General features: G+C 66.0%; 23 protein-coding genes. 11 read left to right on the top strand and 12 right to left on the bottom strand.

Features of this window, described 5'->3' with window-relative positions; genetic code table 11:
* Positions 1 to 9: 9 nt before the first annotated feature.
* Genes HZA32_11470 through HZA32_11460 form a run of 3 tightly spaced genes read right to left on the bottom strand, consistent with a single transcriptional unit; the run spans position 10 to position 2,669 of the window.
* Entirely contained in the window at positions 10 to 771 is a 762-nt protein-coding gene (locus HZA32_11470; protein MBI5424692.1) for an ATP-binding cassette domain-containing protein, read from the bottom strand.
* Positions 772 to 822: 51 nt separating this feature from the next.
* A complete protein-coding gene (locus HZA32_11465) occupies positions 823 to 1,548 on the bottom strand; it encodes a response regulator transcription factor (GenBank protein ID MBI5424691.1) in 726 nt (241 codons plus the stop codon).
* Complete coding sequence (locus HZA32_11460) at positions 1,545 to 2,669, bottom strand: histidine kinase (GenBank protein ID MBI5424690.1); 1,125 nt, start codon at positions 2,667 to 2,669, stop codon at positions 1,545 to 1,547. The genes HZA32_11465 and HZA32_11460 overlap by 4 nt, the downstream gene beginning before the upstream one ends.
* A 270-nt stretch (positions 2,670 to 2,939) precedes the next feature.
* On the opposite strand from HZA32_11460, the gene HZA32_11455 reads away from it, so the two are divergent.
* Both HZA32_11455 and HZA32_11450 read left to right on the top strand, forming a co-directional pair.
* The gene (locus HZA32_11455) at positions 2,940 to 3,932 is read left to right on the top strand and encodes a ribokinase (protein ID MBI5424689.1); all 993 of its coding nucleotides are present in this window, start codon (positions 2,940 to 2,942) and stop codon (positions 3,930 to 3,932) included.
* Between the two features lie 27 nt (positions 3,933 to 3,959).
* A complete protein-coding gene (locus HZA32_11450; GenBank protein ID MBI5424688.1) occupies positions 3,960 to 4,448 on the top strand; it encodes a YdeI/OmpD-associated family protein in 489 nt (162 codons plus the stop codon).
* Positions 4,449 to 4,455: 7 nt separating this feature from the next.
* On the opposite strand, the gene HZA32_11445 is transcribed toward HZA32_11450, so the two are convergent.
* Positions 4,456 to 4,659 (bottom strand): hypothetical protein, encoded by a 204-nt coding sequence (locus tag HZA32_11445; GenBank protein MBI5424687.1) that lies wholly within the window; start codon positions 4,657 to 4,659, stop codon positions 4,456 to 4,458.
* Positions 4,660 to 4,826: 167 nt separating this feature from the next.
* On the opposite strand from HZA32_11445, the gene HZA32_11440 reads away from it, so the two are divergent.
* Together HZA32_11440 and HZA32_11435 are read left to right on the top strand one after the other, a co-directional pair.
* Positions 4,827 to 5,216, top strand: a complete 390-nt coding sequence (locus HZA32_11440; GenBank protein MBI5424686.1) for a VOC family protein — start codon at positions 4,827 to 4,829, stop codon at positions 5,214 to 5,216.
* Between the two features lie 2 nt (positions 5,217 to 5,218).
* Positions 5,219 to 5,548, top strand: coding sequence for a TfoX/Sxy family protein (locus HZA32_11435; protein MBI5424685.1), 330 nt, complete (start codon positions 5,219 to 5,221; stop codon positions 5,546 to 5,548).
* Here HZA32_11435 and HZA32_11430 read toward each other — a convergent pair whose 3' ends face one another.
* On the bottom strand, positions 5,549 to 7,318 hold the full coding sequence (locus HZA32_11430; protein ID MBI5424684.1) for an ABC transporter substrate-binding protein: 1,770 nt from the start codon (positions 7,316 to 7,318) through the stop codon (positions 5,549 to 5,551).
* A 170-nt stretch (positions 7,319 to 7,488) separates the two neighbouring features.
* On the opposite strand from HZA32_11430, the gene HZA32_11425 reads away from it, so the two are divergent.
* Positions 7,489 to 7,707, top strand: coding sequence for a hypothetical protein (locus tag HZA32_11425; GenBank protein ID MBI5424683.1), 219 nt, complete (start codon positions 7,489 to 7,491; stop codon positions 7,705 to 7,707).
* On the opposite strand, the gene HZA32_11420 is transcribed toward HZA32_11425, so the two are convergent.
* Positions 7,691 to 8,110 carry a hypothetical protein gene (locus HZA32_11420; protein ID MBI5424682.1) on the bottom strand — a complete coding sequence of 140 codons (420 nt, stop codon included), beginning with the start codon at positions 8,108 to 8,110 and terminating at the stop codon, positions 7,691 to 7,693. The two genes, HZA32_11425 and HZA32_11420, sit on opposite strands and share 17 nt — an antisense overlap.
* A 174-nt stretch (positions 8,111 to 8,284) precedes the next feature.
* Here HZA32_11420 and HZA32_11415 point away from each other — a divergent pair, with 174 nt between their 5' ends.
* The 3 genes from HZA32_11415 to HZA32_11405 are packed head-to-tail and all read left to right on the top strand — an operon-like array spanning position 8,285 to position 11,130.
* Positions 8,285 to 9,403 carry a hypothetical protein gene (locus tag HZA32_11415; GenBank protein ID MBI5424681.1) on the top strand — a complete coding sequence of 373 codons (1,119 nt, stop codon included), beginning with the start codon at positions 8,285 to 8,287 and terminating at the stop codon, positions 9,401 to 9,403.
* A gap of 6 nt (positions 9,404 to 9,409) precedes the next feature.
* On the top strand, positions 9,410 to 10,180 hold the full coding sequence (locus tag HZA32_11410; GenBank protein ID MBI5424680.1) for a hypothetical protein: 771 nt from the start codon (positions 9,410 to 9,412) through the stop codon (positions 10,178 to 10,180).
* A 41-nt stretch (positions 10,181 to 10,221) separates the two neighbouring features.
* Positions 10,222 to 11,130 carry a hypothetical protein gene (locus HZA32_11405; GenBank protein ID MBI5424679.1) on the top strand — a complete coding sequence of 303 codons (909 nt, stop codon included), beginning with the start codon at positions 10,222 to 10,224 and terminating at the stop codon, positions 11,128 to 11,130.
* Between the two features lie 153 nt (positions 11,131 to 11,283).
* Here HZA32_11405 and HZA32_11400 read toward each other — a convergent pair whose 3' ends face one another.
* The 6 genes from HZA32_11400 to deoC form a co-directional block, all read right to left on the bottom strand.
* Positions 11,284 to 12,150 (bottom strand): aldehyde dehydrogenase family protein, encoded by an 867-nt coding sequence (locus HZA32_11400; GenBank protein MBI5424678.1) that lies wholly within the window; start codon positions 12,148 to 12,150, stop codon positions 11,284 to 11,286.
* A gap of 122 nt (positions 12,151 to 12,272) precedes the next feature.
* Positions 12,273 to 13,622, bottom strand: a complete 1,350-nt coding sequence (locus HZA32_11395) for a POT family MFS transporter (protein ID MBI5424677.1) — start codon at positions 13,620 to 13,622, stop codon at positions 12,273 to 12,275.
* Between the two features lie 12 nt (positions 13,623 to 13,634).
* A complete protein-coding gene (locus HZA32_11390; protein MBI5424676.1) occupies positions 13,635 to 13,910 on the bottom strand; it encodes a zinc ribbon domain-containing protein in 276 nt (91 codons plus the stop codon).
* 27 nt (positions 13,911 to 13,937) lie between these two features.
* Positions 13,938 to 14,330 (bottom strand): GxxExxY protein, encoded by a 393-nt coding sequence (locus tag HZA32_11385; protein MBI5424675.1) that lies wholly within the window; start codon positions 14,328 to 14,330, stop codon positions 13,938 to 13,940.
* 25 nt (positions 14,331 to 14,355) lie between these two features.
* Complete coding sequence (locus tag HZA32_11380) at positions 14,356 to 15,867, bottom strand: aldehyde dehydrogenase family protein (protein ID MBI5424674.1); 1,512 nt, start codon at positions 15,865 to 15,867, stop codon at positions 14,356 to 14,358.
* Positions 15,868 to 15,980: 113 nt separating this feature from the next.
* Positions 15,981 to 16,919, bottom strand: coding sequence for a deoxyribose-phosphate aldolase (gene deoC / locus HZA32_11375; GenBank protein MBI5424673.1), 939 nt, complete (start codon positions 16,917 to 16,919; stop codon positions 15,981 to 15,983).
* A gap of 37 nt (positions 16,920 to 16,956) precedes the next feature.
* Here deoC and HZA32_11370 point away from each other — a divergent pair, with 37 nt between their 5' ends.
* From HZA32_11370 to HZA32_11360, 3 genes are read left to right on the top strand one after another with little or no spacing between them, the layout of a single operon-like run.
* Positions 16,957 to 17,886, top strand: a complete 930-nt coding sequence (locus tag HZA32_11370) for a hypothetical protein (protein MBI5424672.1) — start codon at positions 16,957 to 16,959, stop codon at positions 17,884 to 17,886.
* 41 nt (positions 17,887 to 17,927) lie between these two features.
* A complete protein-coding gene (yciA, locus tag HZA32_11365) occupies positions 17,928 to 18,326 on the top strand; it encodes an acyl-CoA thioester hydrolase YciA (GenBank protein MBI5424671.1) in 399 nt (132 codons plus the stop codon).
* Positions 18,323 to 18,787, top strand: coding sequence for a nuclear transport factor 2 family protein (locus HZA32_11360; GenBank protein MBI5424670.1), 465 nt, complete (start codon positions 18,323 to 18,325; stop codon positions 18,785 to 18,787). Before yciA ends, HZA32_11360 begins: the two co-directional genes overlap by 4 nt.
* The last annotated feature ends 96 nt before the right edge of the window (positions 18,788 to 18,883 follow it).

The raw sequence follows: 18,883 nt of genomic DNA, 5'->3' as shown, positions 1-18,883 counted from the left end.
GCGTGGGGATCAGCGGTTGAGGGCGGCGGTGACGGCGGCTTCGCCGCCGACGGCTTTGACGAAGACTTCCTCCATGTCCTGCTCGCCGAAACGGGCGCGCAGCTGGTCGAGCGTGCCTTCGGCGACGAGCCGGCCGTTGTGGATGATGCCGATGGTGTCGCAGAGCTTCTCCACCTCGCTCATCACATGCGTGGAATAGATGACGGTCTTGCCGCGATTGCGGCACTCGCGGACGAACCGCACGATCGAGCGCGCGGTCATGACGTCGAGACCGAGCGTGGGCTCGTCGAAGATCATCACCGCCGGGTCGTGCACGAGCGTGCGGGCGATGGAGGTCTTCTGTTTCATGCCGGTGGAAAACTTGTCGCAGCGACGGTCGAGGAACTCGTGCATGTCGAGTTCGCGTGCGAGCACGTCGATGCGCGCGCGGATGGTCGGGTCGTCCATGCCGTTGAGCCGGCCGAAATAGGCGATCATTTCGCGGGCGTTCAGGCGGCCGTAGAGTGCGGTGCTGGCGGCAAGGAAGCCGACGTTGGAGCGGACCTTCTCCGGCTCGGCACTGACGTCGTGGCCGGCCACGGTCGCCGTGCCGGTGGACGGCTGGAGGAGCGTGGCGAGGATGCGGAGCGTAGTGGTCTTGCCCGCGCCGTTGGCGCCGAGCAGGCCGTAGATCTGGCCGGGACGGCAGGTGAAGGAGACGTCGTCGACCGCGGTGATGGTGCCGCGTTTCTTATCCTTGAACGTCTTGGTGAGGTGGCGGGCTTCGATCATGGGTGGTGTGGGGCGTGGGTGGTGTCGGGGGCAGCGAGCGATGCGCGGGCCTTACAGGCTCATCCGCTCGCGAAAATCCTGCGCCTGCCGGCGCGAGAGCTCGACCTTCAGGCCGCCCTTGAGGCGCACGAGCAGGCCGCCGCTGAACCACGGCTCGATGCCGTCGACCCAGGCGAGGTTGATGACCTGCTTGCGGTTGGCGCGGAAGAAATGCTTCACGTCGAGCCGTTCCTCCATCGCGGTGAGCGAACGGAAGAGCTGCGGCTTGTTGTCGTCGAAATGGACGCGGGTGTAATTGCCCTCCGACTCGAGCAGGCGGATGTTCTTCACCGGCACGAACCAGCATTGGTCGCCCTCGCGCACGAAAACCTTGTCCTCGAGCGAAAGGCGGGTGCGACCCGCCACGTCGGCGGACGAACCGCTCGCGACGCGCAGGCGCAGCTTTTCCAACGCGGCGCCGAGGCGGCTCGGGTCGACGGGCTTCAGCAGGTAATCGAGCGCGTTGAATTCGAAGGCCTTCACCGCGAACTCGTCGTAGGCGGTCGTGAAGATCACGGCCGGCATCGCCGTCTCGAGTTTCTCGAGCAGGCTGAAGCCGTCCGCTCCCGGCATCTGCACGTCGAGGAACAGCAGTTCGGGTTTGAGCGCGGAGATCTTGTCGAGCGCGTCCTCGACGTCGACCGCTTCGCCGACGATCTCGATGTCCTTGTGCGCGGCGAGGAGACGGCGCAGTTCGTTGCGCGCGAGGCGCTCGTCATCGATGAGCAGGGCTTTCATGGGCGGGAGAGGCAGGGGATGCGCACTTCGGCGGTCACGAAGCCGGCCGGCTCGGCCGTGAGCGAGAGCTGCGCGCGATCGCCGAAGAGGAGCTTGAGGCGCTCGGACGCGTTGCGCAGGCCCACGCCGGTGGAGGAGCCGGCCTTCGCCGCGGCGGTGCTGGCGGGCTGGGAGAGATCGCCCGGGTTGGTGACGCGAATGACGAGTTCCTTCTCGACCAACTGCGCGGAGATCACGAGTTCGCCGCCGTCGCGGCGGGCGGAGATGCCGTATTTGACCGCGTTCTCCGCCAGCGTCTGGAGGAGCATCGGCGGCACGCCGCAAGCGCGCACGTCATCGGCGATCGACCAACGCACGCGGAGCCGCGATTCGTGCCGGATCTGCTCGAGCGCGAGGTAGTCCTCGACGATCCGCACCTCGTCCTCGAACGGCACGGTCTCGAGCTGGCCCGATTGGAGCGAGTAACGGAGCATGTTGGCCAGCCGCGTCACCGATTCGCGGGCGCGCGGCGCATCCTCGTCGATCAGCGCGCGCAGGCTGTTGAGCGAGTTGAAGAGGAAGTGCGGATTCACCTGCGATTTCAGCGCGCGCAACTCCGCCTCCTTCGCGCTGGCGGCGAGCCGCAACTGCTCGACCTGCATGCGCTGCAGTCGCTCGAAGATGTGGTAGAAGAAATACGCGCTCAACCAGCCGAACATCACCACGAGGCTGTTGATCCAGCTGAAGAAGAAGACGGCGACGGGGTTGAACTTCGACGGCCACGGCAGGCCCACGATGCCGTAGGAATAGCCGTAGCCGACCGCGCACCACAGGAACGCCAGCACCGCGGCCATCCCGATCACGCGCGGGGTGAGCGCCCGCCAGTTCATGCTTTTCCAGCCCCACGATTCCATGAAGCGCCGGGCGTAGTGCGTCAGCGCCAGGCCCAGCAGCGCGATCATGCAATAGATCGCGCTTTCCGTGGTGGAGTCGCGCGTCGCCTTCGAAGGATCCCCGAAGGTCGTCGCCACGCCGAACTGGAACAGCAGGAACGCGCCCCAACCGCCGACCTGCGCGGCGACGTAGAGGCGGCACTTGGCGCGTTCGAGTTTGGCGGCAGTGTCGGCCGGGGCGCGGTTCATCGCGGAAGAGCGAATCACGGCGGAAGTAGCCGGCGCAAGACCGGCCACACGCGAGAGAACGGCTGAAGGGGTCGACATCGAAAACAAGCTACGGGGCCCGGCGCCGACGGGGCGCCTCTTTGGACGGACGGTCGCGACGCGGCGTCGAGCGGCACGGCGCGGGAAATCCCCCAGCAAAATTACGAAAAAAACATCAACTCCGCCGCGAATTCCCCGCGTCCGGAAATTTTAAGTGCATTCGCCGCGCGCGCCCGTCTAGGCTCGGCCTCCGTGTCACCCCGCGTCGTCATCGTCGGCAGTTTCATGCAGGATCTGGCTTTTTACGCGCGGCGGTTTCCCCAACCCGGCGAGACGCTGGTCGGCGATTTTCGGACCGGGCCGGGCGGCAAGGGCTTCAACCAGGCCGTCGCCTCCGCCCGCGCCGGTGCCCCGACGCTCTTCATCGGGGCGATCGGCCGCGACACGTTCGGCAGCAGCGCGAAGAAATTCGCCGCGTCGGTCGGCCTGCGCACGAACTTCATCGAGAAGCACAAATACGCGACCGGCATCGCCTCCATCACGATCGACGAAGCCGGGCAAAACCAGATCGTCGTCGCGCCGGGCGCCAACATGGCGTTGCACAAGCACGACGTGCCGCTCGCTCCGTTCGCCCTGGCCCACGTCGTCGTCTGCCAAGGCGAGTCCGACTACGCGACCGTCGCCCACGTGCTGCGCCACGGCCGCAAGAACGGCGCCGTCACGGTGCTCAACCCCGCGCCGATGCGCGCGGATTTCGATCTCGCGATGCTGCGGCATGTCGAGGTGCTGATCCCGAACGAGTCGGAGTTCATCACGCTCGTCCGCCAGCATTCCGGCTGCGCCGCGCTGCTGCGCACGGCCGCCTACCGCGAGGTCGGCGAATTCACCGAAGCCGCCCTGCACACGCTCAAGGCCGACGCGCTGCACCGGCTCTGCCGCTGCCTGCAAGTTCCCATCGTTATCCTCACGCTCGGCGCCCGCGGCTGCTTCGTGTCGCAACCCGACGCTTATCTCCGCATGAACGCGCACCCGGTCGAAGTCATCGACTCCACCGGCGCGGGCGACGCGTTCGTCGGCGGCTTCGCGGCCGGCTTGGTGAAGTTCAAGAAGAACGTCGTCGAAGCCGCCCACTTCGCCAACGCCGTCGCCGCGCTCGCCGTGATGCAGCCCGGCACCGCCGAGGCGATGCCCAACACGCGCGAGATCGCGCGCTTCCTCCGCGAGCGCGCCCACGCCGTGCGCTGAACGGCCGGACCTCCGCACACTCGCGACATGCGTCAGGAATTTCGCGCCAAGCTCTACCTCGTCGCGCTCGTTCGCTGGGTCGACCTGCCGAAGCGCATCGTCGCCGAGTTGAAGCTGCCGCCCGCCGAGATCAAGGGCGGCGGCCAGGGCTGGAATGCCGTGCTGCGCTTCAACGACGACATCGACCGCGTCACTCTGCTGCCCGGCAAACCGGGCAAGCTGAAGCTCGCTTTCAAAGTCGAGTTGCTCCGCGCCGCCGAAGTCGACGCCGGAGACACGATCGAGTTCACGCTCGAGCCCGACACCGCCTCGCGCGAGCCCGACCTGCCGGAAGAGATGCGCAAGACGTTCCAGGCGCGCCCCGAGCTGGAACAGCGCTGGCTGGCCCACAGCGTCGCGCAACGCCGCCAGGTCGTCCGCTACGTCTTCCAGGCGAAGAGCGCCGAAGTGCAGGCCAAGCGCAGCTGGATCTTCCTCGAGCGCCTCGCCGAGACCGGCCGGCTCAGCAGCAGCTGATCCCGGCTCACGGGCGGAGGCGGGACAGCTCCTCCACGAGGTCGGCGATCAACACCGCGCGCGGCGCGTTCTTCAGCCAGCCCACGTGCATCTCGAAGACCATCGCGTCCCGCGGCTCCGTGTCGGCGAACACGACTCCCGGCGGACGCGAGCGCGCCGCCATCGGCACGGAATGGCCGACCTCGCCGCACGTGGACACACGCACCAGCATCGACGCGAGGCTGTCGGTGTGGTGCGCGATCCGCGGCCGAAAACCCGCCGCGTTCCATCGCGTCCGTCGCCGCAGTCCGGACCGCGGAGACAACGCCGGCAAAACAGAACTGGTTTTTCCGGGACGCCTCGCGGAAAATGGCTCTCTCCCCCTCCCGACCGCGCTGCATGAAAATCGAACACCTCGCCCTCTGGACCAACGACCTCGAACGCTCCCGCGCTTTCTACGAGACTTACTTCGGAGCGCGCCCCAACGATCTCTACCACAATCCCGTCAACCGTTTCCGCTCCTACTTCCTGTCGTTCGACACCGGCGCGCGACTCGAGCTCATGCAGATGCCGGGCATTCCGCCCAACGCCAACAACGTGGACACGCAGTCGCTGGGTCTCATCCATTTCGCGATGTCGCTCGGCAGCGAAGCGGCCGTCGATGCGCTCACGGAGCGCATCCGCGCGGCGGGCTACCGCGTGATCTCCGAGGCGCGCCGCACCGGCGACGGCTACTACGAAAGCTGCGTGCTCGATCCCGACGGCAACCGCATCGAGCTGACCGTCTGACCATGGCGCGCGCCAAACCAATCTTGATCGATCGCGAACCGGCACCGCGCGGGCGCGCCGGAGAAGTCGCCGCGCTGCTCAATCTCGGCCCGAAGAGCGCTGCGTGGCTCGACGCCGCCGGCATCCACACGCGCGCGCAGATCGTGAAGCTCGGGCCGATCGGAGTGTGCCGGAAGTTGTTCGAGAGCGGCCGACCGGTGAGCGTGGTGATGGCCTACGCCGTCGAGGGCGGGCTGAGCGGCACGCACTGGAATGCCTTGCCCGCCGAGACGAAGCAGGCGCTGCGCACGGGTTTCGCGCGCATGCGGGCCGAGGTGAGTCGCCGCGCCTGATCAGGCGCGCGAAGCGTCGGCCGCCGCGATCTCGACAATGAACGTCGAGCCGACGCCGGGCTTGCTCTCGACGCGGATGTCTCCGCCGAGCAGCTGCGCGAGCGACCGCGAGATGTTCAGCCCGAGGCCGCTGCCGCCGTGTCGGCGCACGACCGTGGCGTCCGCCTGCTCGAACGGTTGGAAAAGCCGCGCCTGCGCCTCGGGCGAAATGCCCGGGCCGGTGTCGGTGACGCTGAAGCGCAGGCGCAGCGTGCCATCGCTCGCCGTGCCGATGCGCGCGATGGCGAGCGTGACGTTGCCGACGATCGTGAATTTCACGGCGTTGGAGAGCAGGTTGGCGAGGATCTGGCGGAGCTTCACGCCGTCGGTCTGCACGCACGCCGGCACGTCGGGCGCGATCTCGCAGCGGAGGTTCACCTTGCGGGCTTGAGCGACGGTGCGGAAGAGCTCGCAGACGTCGGAGGCGAAGGTGCGGAGTTCCACTGGCGCGCGCTCGACGGTCATCTTGCCGGCATCGAGGCGCGAGTAGTCGAGCACGCTGTCGACGAGCCGCAGGAGGTTTTGCGCGGAGCGTTCCTGGAGCTCGAGCAGCTCGCGCTGCGACGCACTCAGCGAGTCGGACTTCATCAGGTCGACGACGCCCGCCATGCCGTTGAGTGGCGTGCGGATTTCGTGGGCGAGGAAGGCGAGAAAACGCGTCTTCGACTCGTCGGCCGCGCGGAGTCGGCGGTTGAGCCGTATCAACGGCAGCACCCAGCCGACGGCCGCGAGCAGCAGCGCGACGGTGATGCCGAGCGTCCAATAGACCCAGCGCAGATCGGGCGTCGGGTTGGGATCGTAGAGGAACGCGCCGAATTGAAAATTGCGCGGCAACATGCCGAATTCCGCGTAGGTGTCCGCCATGTGGCGCCAGCGGCCCGGGTTCATGTGGCCGACCTCGATCAGGCCGGGATGCATGAGTTGGGCGGTTTGCGCGGCTTCGAACTGGAGATGCTCGCGGCTCTTGCGCTGGCTGTAGCGCTGGTGGATCAGCGCGACGATCTCGTCCGGATGCGCGAGCGCGTAGTCCCAGCCGCGCAGGCTGGCTTCGCGAAAACGGCGCACGCGTCCGGGATGCTCGCGCAGCTGCCGCTCGGTGGTGAAAAGGTTGTCGCCGTAGAAATCGATGCCGCCCGCGCGCGGGGTGAACGTGAGGTAGTCGACACCCGCCTGCCGCAACAAAAACGGCTCGTCGCTCGCGTAGGCCGACATCGCCGCCACGCGGCCGTCGATCAGATCACGCACCTCGAACGTGTGGTGCACGACGTGGAGCTTGGCGGGGTCGACGCCTTCGTTGCGGAAGTAGGCGAAGAGCTCGGCCGACTGCGGCTCGATCATGATCGGCTGGTCGTGCAGCGCCTGGAGATCGTTCACGCGGTCGGTGCGGCGCGTGAGCAGGGTCAGCGGCGAGTGTTGGAAGATCGCCGCGAGCACGACGACGGGTTTACCTTGTCCGCGCAGCAGCAACAGCTCCGACGTGCCGACACCGAAATCGGCTTCGCCCGCGAGGACAGTTTCAACCGGATCGCGACCCGGTTCGGCTTCGCGCAGCTGAACGTCGAGCCCGGCATCGCGGTAGTAACCCTGGGCGATCGCGGCGTAGTAACCGGCGAACTGGAACTGGTGTTTCCACTTGAGCTGGAGCGTCACCGTCTCCGCCGCGCCGATCGCCGAGACCACCGCACCAAAAACGGCGGCGACGACGGCCAGATGGTGTCTAGGGTAAAACACCCAGTCACCTGAGTGGGACGCTCGCGGGTTGGCAAGTCCCGTATCGGTCCAAACACACTGTGCCGGGCATTTCGTCCGAACGGCACACCGACGCGCACGAGCCACGGCCACAGCGGCCGAAATCAACGCTCCCGCTGGAATTGCGCGCTTTGCCGCCTACGGTCCGCGCTATGAAACTCAGCGACCACGAATCCGACACCACCGCCGCGCAGCGGCTCGATCCGACGGCGACGACCGCCGGCAACCGCCCCGCTTTCCGCGAGAGCTGGCTCGATAAACTCGCGCGCCACCTCGGCGCCACGCCCGTCGATCACATGACGATCCCGCCCGTATCCTTCACCCCGGCCAAAGCCTGCTGCGGCGCAGCGGACGTCAGTTGTTCGGGATGAAACCTTCGGCCTTCGGCTCCTGCAGGCGCTTCGCGTAGAGCGGCACGAACTGCAGGATGCCGAGCGCACCGAGCAGGAAGAGGTCGTCGCGATACGGCCCGCCGAGGAAAATCCCGAGGATGCCCGCCACCTCCGCCAGCGCGAGGCCGGCGATGAAAACGACAAACGCCCGCGCTCCGTCCGTGTAGCGCGGCAGCACGAGCCAGCGCACCACGATGCTCACGAACAGCGGCACCAGACCGACGAGATCGTAGAACGGATTCCGGTGCGCCGCGCTGCCCGGCAGCTTCAGCCAACCGACGCTCCCCCAGATCGTGCACAGGCTGACGAGGGTCGCGCCCCAGACGATCCACCAGACCTTGAGGGGCGGCATCCGCGACGCGCCGTTCGTTAGCTCGCTCATCCCGCGAGAGTCGTGGGGCGTCGCGGCCGCGTCAAACCCCGCATCAGCGAGGAGGAGTAATACTTCTTGCTTCGCTGCGGCGGCCTCCCGACGGTCCGCGCGCGGGCCAGCGTCAACGTCTCTCGACGACACGCGGAGACAAGCCGGTTACCCCGGCCGAAGAAATCGACGCCCATGCAGTCCACCAAATCCCCGCAGGAGTTCGCGCGCCGTCACGAGCTCGCCCTGAAACGTCTCACCGCCCCCGGCAAATCCAAAGCCGGCTCGGAAACGCTCAACATCCCGTTCCCCTCCGGCCTCGCGCCGAAACCGCAGGCGATCACGCCCGCGCCGAAGCCCGACGATCCGCTCCCGCAAGTCGACATCATCGCGATGATGGACACCTCCGCCGAGAGCAACGCCATGGCCGACGTGCTCACGCCGGGCGTCGACCGCTACAACTGGTATCCCTACGCGCGTTTCTTCGAGACGAAATACCTCCCGCAAATCGGCCCCAACGCCCCGTCGCGCGAGAGCAAGCGCCTCGGCAGCTACTACCTCACGATCATCGGCGGCAAACGCGTGCTCGTCTACAAGACCGAGCTCCACATGCACACCGACGGCATCCTCCTGCCGAACGGCCAATATTCGCTCCCGATCAAGGACATGCTCGCCCAGATGATCTCCGAGGCGAAGCCGAAGCTCTTCCTCACCACCGGCACGAGCGGCGGCGTCTACAACGACATGTGCCTCGGCGACGTCTCCGTCAGCCGCGCCGCGCACTTCATGTGCGAACAGCACTACAAAAACGCCCCCTTCAACGGCAAAACCTACAAGAGCGACTGGACCATCCCGCAGACCCAATCGGCCGAGGCGATGAAGCTGATGAAGCTCTTCGTCGGCAAACTCGGCGGCGAGACTCCGCCCTCGCCCGTCTGCACGCTCTCGAAACAACCCACCGCGCCCACGATCTACTACGACGGCGGCAAGTATCCCGTCGTCGGCCAGATCCCGCCGTTCCATCCGATTCTCACGACGGACTTCTTCGAGTTCGGCACGACGGTGAACGACCTCTCGAAGCTCGGCATGGCCGTCGAGATGGACGACGCGGTGCTCGGCCTCGTGTGCTCCGAGATGAAGTCGCCGCCGCTCTGGGCCTGCGTGCGCAACCTCTCCGATCCCACGATCAACGGCACGCTCAACCACGACATGCAGAGCAAGTGCGCCGAATACTACTATTCGAAATACGGCTACTGGACGACCGTGATGAGCGGCCTCGCCACCTGGAGCATCATCTGCGGCTTCAAGGGCTGACGCGCCATGAGCACAGCCACGTCCCACGTCGTGGCGCCGGGCAACGTTCGGGTGTGGCGAGGTTATCCGTTGAGCACGCTCAACCTCGCCTCGTTCCTCGAACTGCTCGGCGGCACCTTCATCCCCGGCTGCGCGCTCATGCAGCCGCCGCTCGGCCTCTGGGCCTACCTGCCGGGCGTCCCCGCGCAAACCGGCCTGCCCGCCGGCGTGCCGTGGGAAACCGCGCTGCTCTGCTGGGCCAGCCCGGCGGCCTACAACAACAACACCGGCACCGTCGGCGGCCGCGCCTACACGCTCACCCACAAGGGCGTGTATGACCTCAGCCCCGGCGCCAGCTCCGCCGGCTACGCGCAACCGTTCACCGGCAAGCTCGCGCTCGAGACGCCCGTGTTCCTGCTGCCGCAGTCGATCGACTGGATGCACGGCACCGCCCGGCACCTCGTCGCCGGCTTCGCGAGCAGCACGAACACCCCCGCGTTTCTCGCCGCGCTCGCGGCTTGGGCACAGGGCGTCGCCGCCGCGCCGCCGGCCGGTCTCGACGGCGCGTTCCTCTGCACCGGCGCCGGCTACGTCGCGTGGTGGGAGCATTGGTCCGGGCCGAAGCCCGGCCAGTCGCCCACCGCCACGCTGCCCGCCGGCCTGAAGAACTACCTCTGGCAATCCGCCGCGCCCACCACCATGGGCGCCTCGCTCGATCAAACCTGGCCCGGCCTCACGCTGACCGGAAACCAGTTCCTCAACATCCAATTCAAGCGCGTGAAACCGGCCAACACCTGACCGCCCGCGCATCGCACCGCTCCTCCCACTCCACATCCACCATGTCCACCATCTACGCTCTCAAATCCCGCCCCGTCCGCCTCAGCCGCGCGTGGGCCGCTGCCAACGGCAGCAAGACCGGCCTCGCCGCCGGCTACACCCAAGTCGTCTCCACCGCCGTCGGCCCGCAGACGTGCCTGCTCGGCTACAACGCCACCAGCGGCGCCATCGACTTCTACACCGTGAAACCCGGCGCGCTCGGCAAACTCACCGTGAAGGCCGCCGGCAGCGCCACGCTCGGGCCCGGCTGGGACATCGTGCAGCCATTCACGATCAACAACGGTCCCGCGCTCGTCGCCTACACCGCGAGCAATGGCAACTTCGGCTTCTTCACCATCAACGCCGTCGGCAAGATCTCCGGCATCGTCACGAAAGGCGTGCCCGCGCAGCCCGGCCTCACGCTCGTGCAGCCGTATCTCTACCGCGGCACGCCGTATCTGCTCGGCTACAACACGAACGTCAGCAAGGCCAACAACGTCTTCACCTATCAGCTCGGCCCCGCCTCCGACAAACCGCTCGCCCCGCAGGCGCTCGGCGCGTGGACCTGGGCCAACGGCTGGACGCGCTTCGCGTTCTTCCAGTTCGGCGGCGAGTGGTTCTTCATCAAGACGAACACCGCCTACAAAACCGTGTTCCTCGATCACGCGTGGGACGATCCGTCGACTTACCCGTCGCATCCGGTCGCGGAAAAACTCCCGCTCAACCAGAACCTGCAAGCCGTCGTGGCCACCACGCTCGACCACTTCCCCTACTTCATCACCTACCTGCCGAACGGCGCGGCCACGGTGAACCAAGTCTGGGGCGACGGCACGGGCTGGACGACGACCTCCCAAGCCAAGATCCAGCCGAAAGCCTCGCTCGTGCTGAGCTTCACGATTGGCACCGCACCCTACGTGCTGACTTACGGCTGATTTTCCCTCACGCCGCAGGGACCCTCGGTGGGCGTCGGTGTCCCTACCGACGCCTTTCCGCGGCGAACTCGCTTGCAAGTCGCCGCTGGGGACAGCGGCGACCACCTTCAAGTTTGGCGCTTCCGAAAACGCGTCCGACCGCTTGAACCAGACTCAGGCGCCGACCGGATGCCAGGTCGTCTTGAACTCCACGAAGTCGCGGATCTCGTAGAGGCTCTGCGCGCGATCGGAGAACCAGTCGGTCTTGTCCTCGGCGGCGTGCAGCTTCACGCGCTTCACGCTCTCGGCGGCACCGAGCTTGAGCGTCTTGCGCTCCTCGGCATTGGCCACGCCGGCCAGCGCGCGCAGGTGCGTATGCGTGGCCATCGTCGGCACGATCTCCTTGCGGAAACCGGTGAGCAGATTCACGACGCCGCCGGGCAGGTCGCTCGTGGCGAGCATTTCGCCGAGCACGATGCTCGGATACGGTTGCGTGGACGACGCGAGCGCGACGACCGGGTTGCCGCTCGTGATGATCGGCGCGATGAGCGACACGAGCGCGAGCAACGGCGCCTCATCGGGCGCGATCACGCCGACGATGCCCATCGGATCGGTCACGGTGAAATTGAAATACGGCGCGGCGACCGGGTTCACGCTGCCGAGCAGCGACTCGTATTTATCGGTCCAGCCGGCGTAGTAAATGAGACGGTCGATCGTCGCGACGATCTCCTTGGCCGCGGCCGCCTTCGAGGCGCCGCCGATGGCGAGCGCGTCGGCCATGTCGGCTTGGCGCGCCTCGAGCATCTCGGCGAGGCGGTAGATGATCTGGCCGCGGTTGTAGGCCGTGCGTTTGGCCCAGCCGGGACCGGCCTTGGCGGCGGCCTCGACGGCGTTGCGCAGGTCCTTGCGCGTGCACTGCGGGATGTTGGCGAAGAAATTGCCAGCGGCGTCCTTGAGCGGGAACACGCGCGAACTCTCGGAGCGGATGAATGCTCCTCCGACGTAGCACTTGGGCGTTTTGGTGACGGGCAGACGGGTCATGGCGGAAAGGGGAGGAAGGAGTTGAACCACGAATGGACACCAATGGACACGAATGAATGGCCGAGGCATCGGGCGCGGCGCAGCGATTCGTGTCTATTCGTGTTCATTCGTGGTTGGTTTACTCAGGTTTGAGCGGGCGCGTCGGCTTGGAGGTAATTGACCTCCTTGTAGCGGCGCGCGACGAAGCTGAAGGCGATGGCGGCAGTCATCGAGAGCACCGCAAAGAAAATGTAGAACGCCGGTCCCTGCAGCTTCGCGGTGCCGTCGGGATTGGCGATGAACCAGTGGACGGCCGCGGTGAAGAAATTGCCGCCGGTGATCGATAGGTAGAAAATCGCCTGCACGACCGCCTTCAGGTGTTTCGGCGCCTGCGTGTAGGCGAACTCGAGCGCGGTGATCGACGCCATGACTTCGCCCGCCGAGAGCAGCGCGAAGGCCGGCAGTTGCCACGCGATATTGGGCTTCAGTCCGGCCTGAATCTGCGACTCGATCCATGCGGTGACGAGGAACGAGAGGCCGATGGTGAAGATGCCGAGGCCGATCTTGCGGAGCGCGGTGAGTTTCCAGACCCGATCGATCGCGGGATAGATGAGATATTGGAACAGCGGGATGAAGCTTAGGATCATGATCGCATTCACCGCTTGCAGCTGAGGCGCGAGGATCTCGAAGCCGAAGAGGTTGCGCTCCATCTTGTCGGCCTGCAGCACCCACTCGCCGCCGCTCTGGTCCCACAGCGCCCAGAACGGCACCATGAACACGAAGATCATCGCCAGCCGCCCGAGCGTGGTGAGGCTCGCGCGGTTGAAGGTCTCGGCGATGAACGCCTTGCCCTTCGGCGGCACGTGCACGAACTGGCGCCGACCCGCCCAGAAGATGACGGTCGCGAGCAGCATCAGTCCCGCGGGAATGCCGAACGCGAGGCCAGGCCCGTGTTTTTGCAGCAGCCACGGCGTGAGCGAAATCGAGAAGAACGACCCGAAATTGACCGCCCAGTAGAACCAGCCGAACGCGCGCGAGACGAGGTGTTGGTTGGCCGCGCCGAATTGATCGCCGACATTCGCCGCGACGCAGGGCTTGATGCCGCCGGCACCCAGCGCGATCAGACCGAGACCGACGAACAGTCCCGTCCGAGTGTGATCGAGGGCAAGCGCGAGGCAGCCGACGCAATAGACGAGCGAAATCCAGAACACCGTGCGGAACTTGCCCCAGAAAACGTCGGCGATGATCGCACCCATCATCGGGAAAAAATAGTTCGAACCGACGAAGAGGTGATACCACGCGTTGGCCTCGTTCTCGTTCATCGGCGCGAGCGCCCCGGAGCGGTCGCGCAGATATTGGGTCATGTAGATGACGAGAATCGCCTTCAGCCCGTAGAAGTTGAACCGCTCGGCGGCTTCATTGCCGACGATGTAGGGGATGCCGGGCGGCATCTGGTTGGTTTCAACGGGGGCGGTGCGAAGCGGGGCGGACATGTGAGCGGATAACTAACGGCGGAAGACGAAGGCGAGGATCACGGCGAGGACAACGAGGCTGGCGACGACGGACCAAACGACGCTGGCATTGCGGCGTGCGACCGGCTTGGGCGGGCGACCGTCGTCGAACGCCTCGTCCGGCAGATCGAGGCCGTCGTAACGCGTGTCGTCCTCGTTCCAGCCCGAGCGCTCGTCGGCGCCGCACTCCGGGCAAGCGCGCGCGTCGCGCGGCACGGCCGCACCGCAGACGGGACACTCGGAAGGAGACTGGAAGGAATTTTTAACCACGAATGGACACGAATTAACACGAATGGGTCAGAGGACTACGCGCTCCCATTCGAGCTTCGGGCGTTTGAAATTGAGAATGACGCCGACGCGGAGCTTGGTGATGCGAAGATAATTCAACATCTGGCCTCGTTCGACGTCAGTGATGCGGTCGATGACCTTCGCGTCCACCACGAGAGCGGAGGCGACAAGCAGGTCCGGCACATATTCACCCACCTGCACCGACTTGTAGAGAATCGGAAACCTACGCTGCTGCTCGAGCGCGATCCGCTTCAGTCCGAATTCAACCACGAGCGCGTTTTCATAGGGCTTCTCATGCAAACCGTGACCCAGCCCGTTGAGCACCTCCATCGCGCCGCCCACGACCGAATAAACCAATTCCTTGTGCAGGAGCGGCTCGGATTCGTGTCCATTCGTGTCCATTCGTGGTTCCAAACTGCTGGCGTGCTCAGACGAGCTTGCAGTAATCGAGCAGGCCCTGGCGGCCGCCTTCGCGGCCGAAGCCGGATTCCTTGTAGCCGCCGAAGGGCGAGGTCGGGTCGAACTTGTTGAACGTGTTCGCCCAGACGACGCCGGCTTTCAGCTCGGTCGACATCTTGAGGATGCGCGAGCCCTTGTCGGTCCACACGCCGGCGCTGAGGCCGTAGGCGGTGTTGTTGGCCTTCTCGATCGCCTCGTCGACGGTGCGGAACGTGATGATCGAGAGCACCGGCCCGAAGATTTCCTCGCGCGCGATGCGGTGGCTCATCGTCACATTGGTGAAGATCGTCGGCGGCAGATAAAAACCCTTCTTCGGCAGGCGGCACGACGGCTGCCACATCGTGGCGCCTTCCTTCGTGCCTGCGTCGAGGTAGCTCTGCACGGTCTCGAGCTGGTCGCGCGAGACGATGGCGCCGACGTCGGTGTTCTTGTCGAGGGGATCGCCGACGCGGAGCACGCGCAGGCGGTTCTTCAATTTCGCGACGACTTCGTCAGCGACCGGTTCGTGCACGAGCAGGCGCGAGCCGGCGCAGCAGACTTGGCCCTGGTTGAAGAAGATGCCGTTGACGATGCCCTCCACGGCTTGGTCGAGCGGCGCGTCATCGAAGACGATGTTCGCCGCCTTGCCGCCGAGCTCCATCGTCATGCGCTTCTCGGTGCCGGCGACGGAGCGCATGATGACCTTGCCGACTTCCGTCGAACCGGTGAAAGCAATCTTGGCCGCAAGCGGGTGCGCCATGATCGCGCCGCCGGTCGAGCCGGGACCGGTGATGATGTTGACGACGCCCGGAGGCAGACCGGCGTCCTGGATGATCTCGGCGAGCTTGATCGCGCAGAGCGGCGTGTTGGTCGCGGGCTTGATGACGGCGCAGTTGCCCACGGCGAGCGCAGGCGCGAGTTTCCAAGCCATCATCAACAGCGGAAAATTCCACGGAATAACCTGACCAACGATGCCGAGCGGCGCGACGCGGCGGCCGGGCGCGACGTATTCGAGCTTATCGGCCCAACCTGCGTGATAGAAAAAGTGCGCGGCGGCCATCGGCACGTCGAAGTCGCGCGTTTCCTTGATCGGCTTGCCGTTGTCCATCGTCTCCGCGACGGCGAACTCGCGAGCGCGGTCCTGCAGCAGGCGCGCGACGCGGTAGATGTATTTCGCGCGCTCCTTGCCCGGTAGCTTCGCCCACGCGGGCTGCGCTTTCTGCGCGGCGGCGAACGCAGCCTCGACGTCGGCAGCGCCACCGAGCGCGAACTCGGCGATCTTCGTCTCGTTGGACGGATTGATGGAGTCGAAATACTTGCCCGACGCCGGCGCGACGAACTCGCCGCCGATGAAGAGTTCGTAGCGCGGCTTGAGCTTCGGGTCGGCGGTCTCGGGCGACGGATCGAATTCCCAGAGGTCGCCGAAGATCAGCTCGGCGGCGGGGCGGCCGATGGAACGCTTGGTCGGGCGGGCGGCTTTTTTGTCAGTCAGAGTGGGCATGGGCGAAAAGGCAGAAAGGGGTTAACCACGAATGGACACGAATTCACACGAATCACGCAGCGCAGCTGGATTCCTATTCGTGTTCATTCGTGTCCATTCGTGGTTTAAAGAACTCAGTAGGACTCGGAGGCTTCGCTGAAATAATAGGGCGCTTGGTAGGCGCCGGTCTTCTCTTTTTCGAGTTGGCGGAGCAGATCGTTCAACAGCGACGACGCGCCGAAACGGTAGCGCGTGTTGTTGAGCCACTCGTCGCCGAGCGTTTCCTTCACCGCGATGAGGAACGTGAGCGCTTGCTTCGCCGTGCGGATGCCGCCGGCGGGCTTCATCGCGATGGGGATGCCGGTGTCGAGGTAGTAGTCGCGGATCGCCTCGATCATCACCTGGTTGTTGCCGAGCGTGGCGTTGAGCGAGGTCTTGCCGGTGCTGGTTTTGATGAAGTCGTTCGGCCGGATCGCGCGCATCGCGATGAAGGACGCCGCACGGATGTTGTCGTAGGTCTCGAGTTCGCTAACCTCGAGGATGACCTTGAGCGTCGCCTCGCCGCAGGCCTCGACGACCGCCGCGATTTCGTCCTGCACGAGCTGAAAATCGCCCGCGAGAAACGCCCCGCGGTTGATCACCATGTCGATCTCGTCCGCACCGTCCTCGACAGCCGCGCGCACTTCGGCGAGGCGGGTTTTCAACGGCGCCTGGCCGCTGGGAAACGCCGTCGCGACCGACGCGATGCGCACCGCCGTGTCTTCGCCCAGCGCGCGGCGGGCGTGTTTGACCATCGACGGATAGACGCAAACCGCGGCGACCTGCGGGCAATCCAGTCCTTCGTGCGGGTGCAGCGCTTTCTGGCAGAGCGAGGCGACTTTTCCCGGAGTGTCTTTGCCCTCGAGCGTCGTCAGGTCGACCATCGAGGCCGCGAGCTTGAGGCCTTTGACCTTTGAGGCTTTCTTGATGCTGCGTGTGCCGTATTTGGCCACGCGCTCCTCGATTCCCACCTGATCCACCGTGCCGATTTCGTTGAACAAACGCCGGAACGCCGCATTCCCAGAGAGTGACATGATGCGCGGACTATTCGGCGGTTCCCCTCTGAAAACAATGGCAAAGTCATACGGCGCCACGGCGATTTTACTCGCCTTCGCCTGGGTCGCGGCCGTGGCCGAAACCGCTCCGCCCGCCCCGCAATTTGCCGGTCCGGTCGCGGCCGCCACGCTCGCCGAGCCCCGCAACCGCGAAGCCAGTGGCCTCGCCGCCTCGCGCCGCACGCCGGGCCTGCTCTGGACCCACAACGACAGCGGCGGTGAGCCGGTGCTCTACGCCGTCTCGCCCGACACCGGCGACCTGCGCGGCAAGGTGCGCATTAAAGGCGTCGCGAACACCGACTGGGAGGACATCGCGTCGTTCGAGCGCGACGGCCAGGCGTGGCTCGTCGTCGGCGACGTCGGCGACAATTTCGCCCAACGACCGTTCATCCTGCTCCATTTCATCGAGGAGCCCGCCGCGAGCGCTCTCGCGCCCGCGCGCGAAACCGAAATCGCCCCCGCCTACACGCTGCGTGTCGTCTACGAAGACCTCGCGCGCGACTGCGAATCGCTCGCCGTCGACGCCCGGGACGGCGCCGTCTACCTGCTCTCGAAACGCGAAGCGGTGCCGCGCCTCTACCGCCTGCCGCTCGCGCCGAGCCGCGAGACCGTCGTCGCCCGGCGCATCGGCACCGTCCCGCATTTGCCGCAGCCGGATTTCTTCCAGCGGCTGTTCAAGAAACCCACCGGCGCCTACCGCGCATCGCCCACGGCCATGGACTTCGCACCCGACGGCTCCGCGGCGCTCGTGCTCACCTACGGCGACCTGTTGCTCTTTCCCCGGGCAGCCGGCGAATCGTGGGCCGACGCCCTCGCGAAACCGCCCGTGGTTCTCGCGCCGCACGACCTGCCCCAAGCCGAAGGCGCGTGCTTCGCGGCCGATGGACGGGCGCTTTTCGTTGCCTCCGAGGAATCGATGACGCTCCTGCGCTACGACCGGCGGTGATTGGGGTGGCGTCGTCGTCCATTGGCCCCAACCTGCCCTCCATGGAACCGACCGCACCTGCACGCACCGAGCCGCAAGGCGAGCTCGTCATCCGCACCATCGCGATGCCGGCCGACACGAACGCCAATGGCGACATCTTCGGCGGCTGGCTCATGTCGCAGATGGACCTCGGCGCCGCCATCGTCGCGAAAAACATTTCGCACAGCCGCGTCACGACCGTCGCCGTCGACGGCATGGTCTTCCACAATCCCGTCTACGTCGGCGACATCGTGAACTGCCACGCACATCTCCTCCGCGTCGGCCGCACGTCGATGCGCATCCACATCGAGGCGTGGGTCCAACGCGGCCGCGACGGCAAGCTGCTGCAGGTCACCGAAGGCGTCTTCACCTACGTCGCCATCAACGACCAAGGCCGCCCCCACCCGGTCCACCGCGAATGAAACTCCTCGCGATCCTCCTGCTCGCGCTCGGCGCGGCCCTGCCTGCCTCCGCGCAAAAGGCCACGCTGGCGGACGCCCTGAAGGCCGCGGTGTTGCGCACCGACGAGACGCGCATCTACGCCATGCTGGCCGCCGACGTCCCCGCGCTCGACGACATGCTCGCCGCCGACTGCGTCTACGTGCACTCGAACGGCGTGGTGCAAACGAAGCCGCAGTTCCTCACGGCGCTGAAATCTGGCCAGCTCAAATACGTCGCTGTGCGCTACACGACGCCGCCCCAAGTTCGGCTCTACGGTGAAGCGGCGGTGTTGCAAGGCACGACGCAGATTGAAATCGCCGGACCGGACGGGAAAACGGTGAAACCCACTCTCCTCGTCACGGCCGTCTACGCGATGATCCACGATCGCTGGCTGCTCGTCTCCTACCAGTCGACCAACGCCCCGGCTGCTCCCGGTCGCTAGCCGGTTGGCCCAATTCGGGCGCCGAATCCGTTGAGTCAGGCGCGCCCTCCACGCCGCCCTCGCCGACCGCGACCACTCCGAACAGTTCGCGCCATA

The sequence above is a fragment of the Opitutia bacterium genome, from assembly GCA_016217545.1.
Lineage (GTDB): Bacteria > Verrucomicrobiota > Verrucomicrobiia > Opitutales > Opitutaceae > Didemnitutus.
Note: the sequence above shows the minus strand (reverse complement) of the source record. Positions and strands in the feature narration are given on the sequence as shown.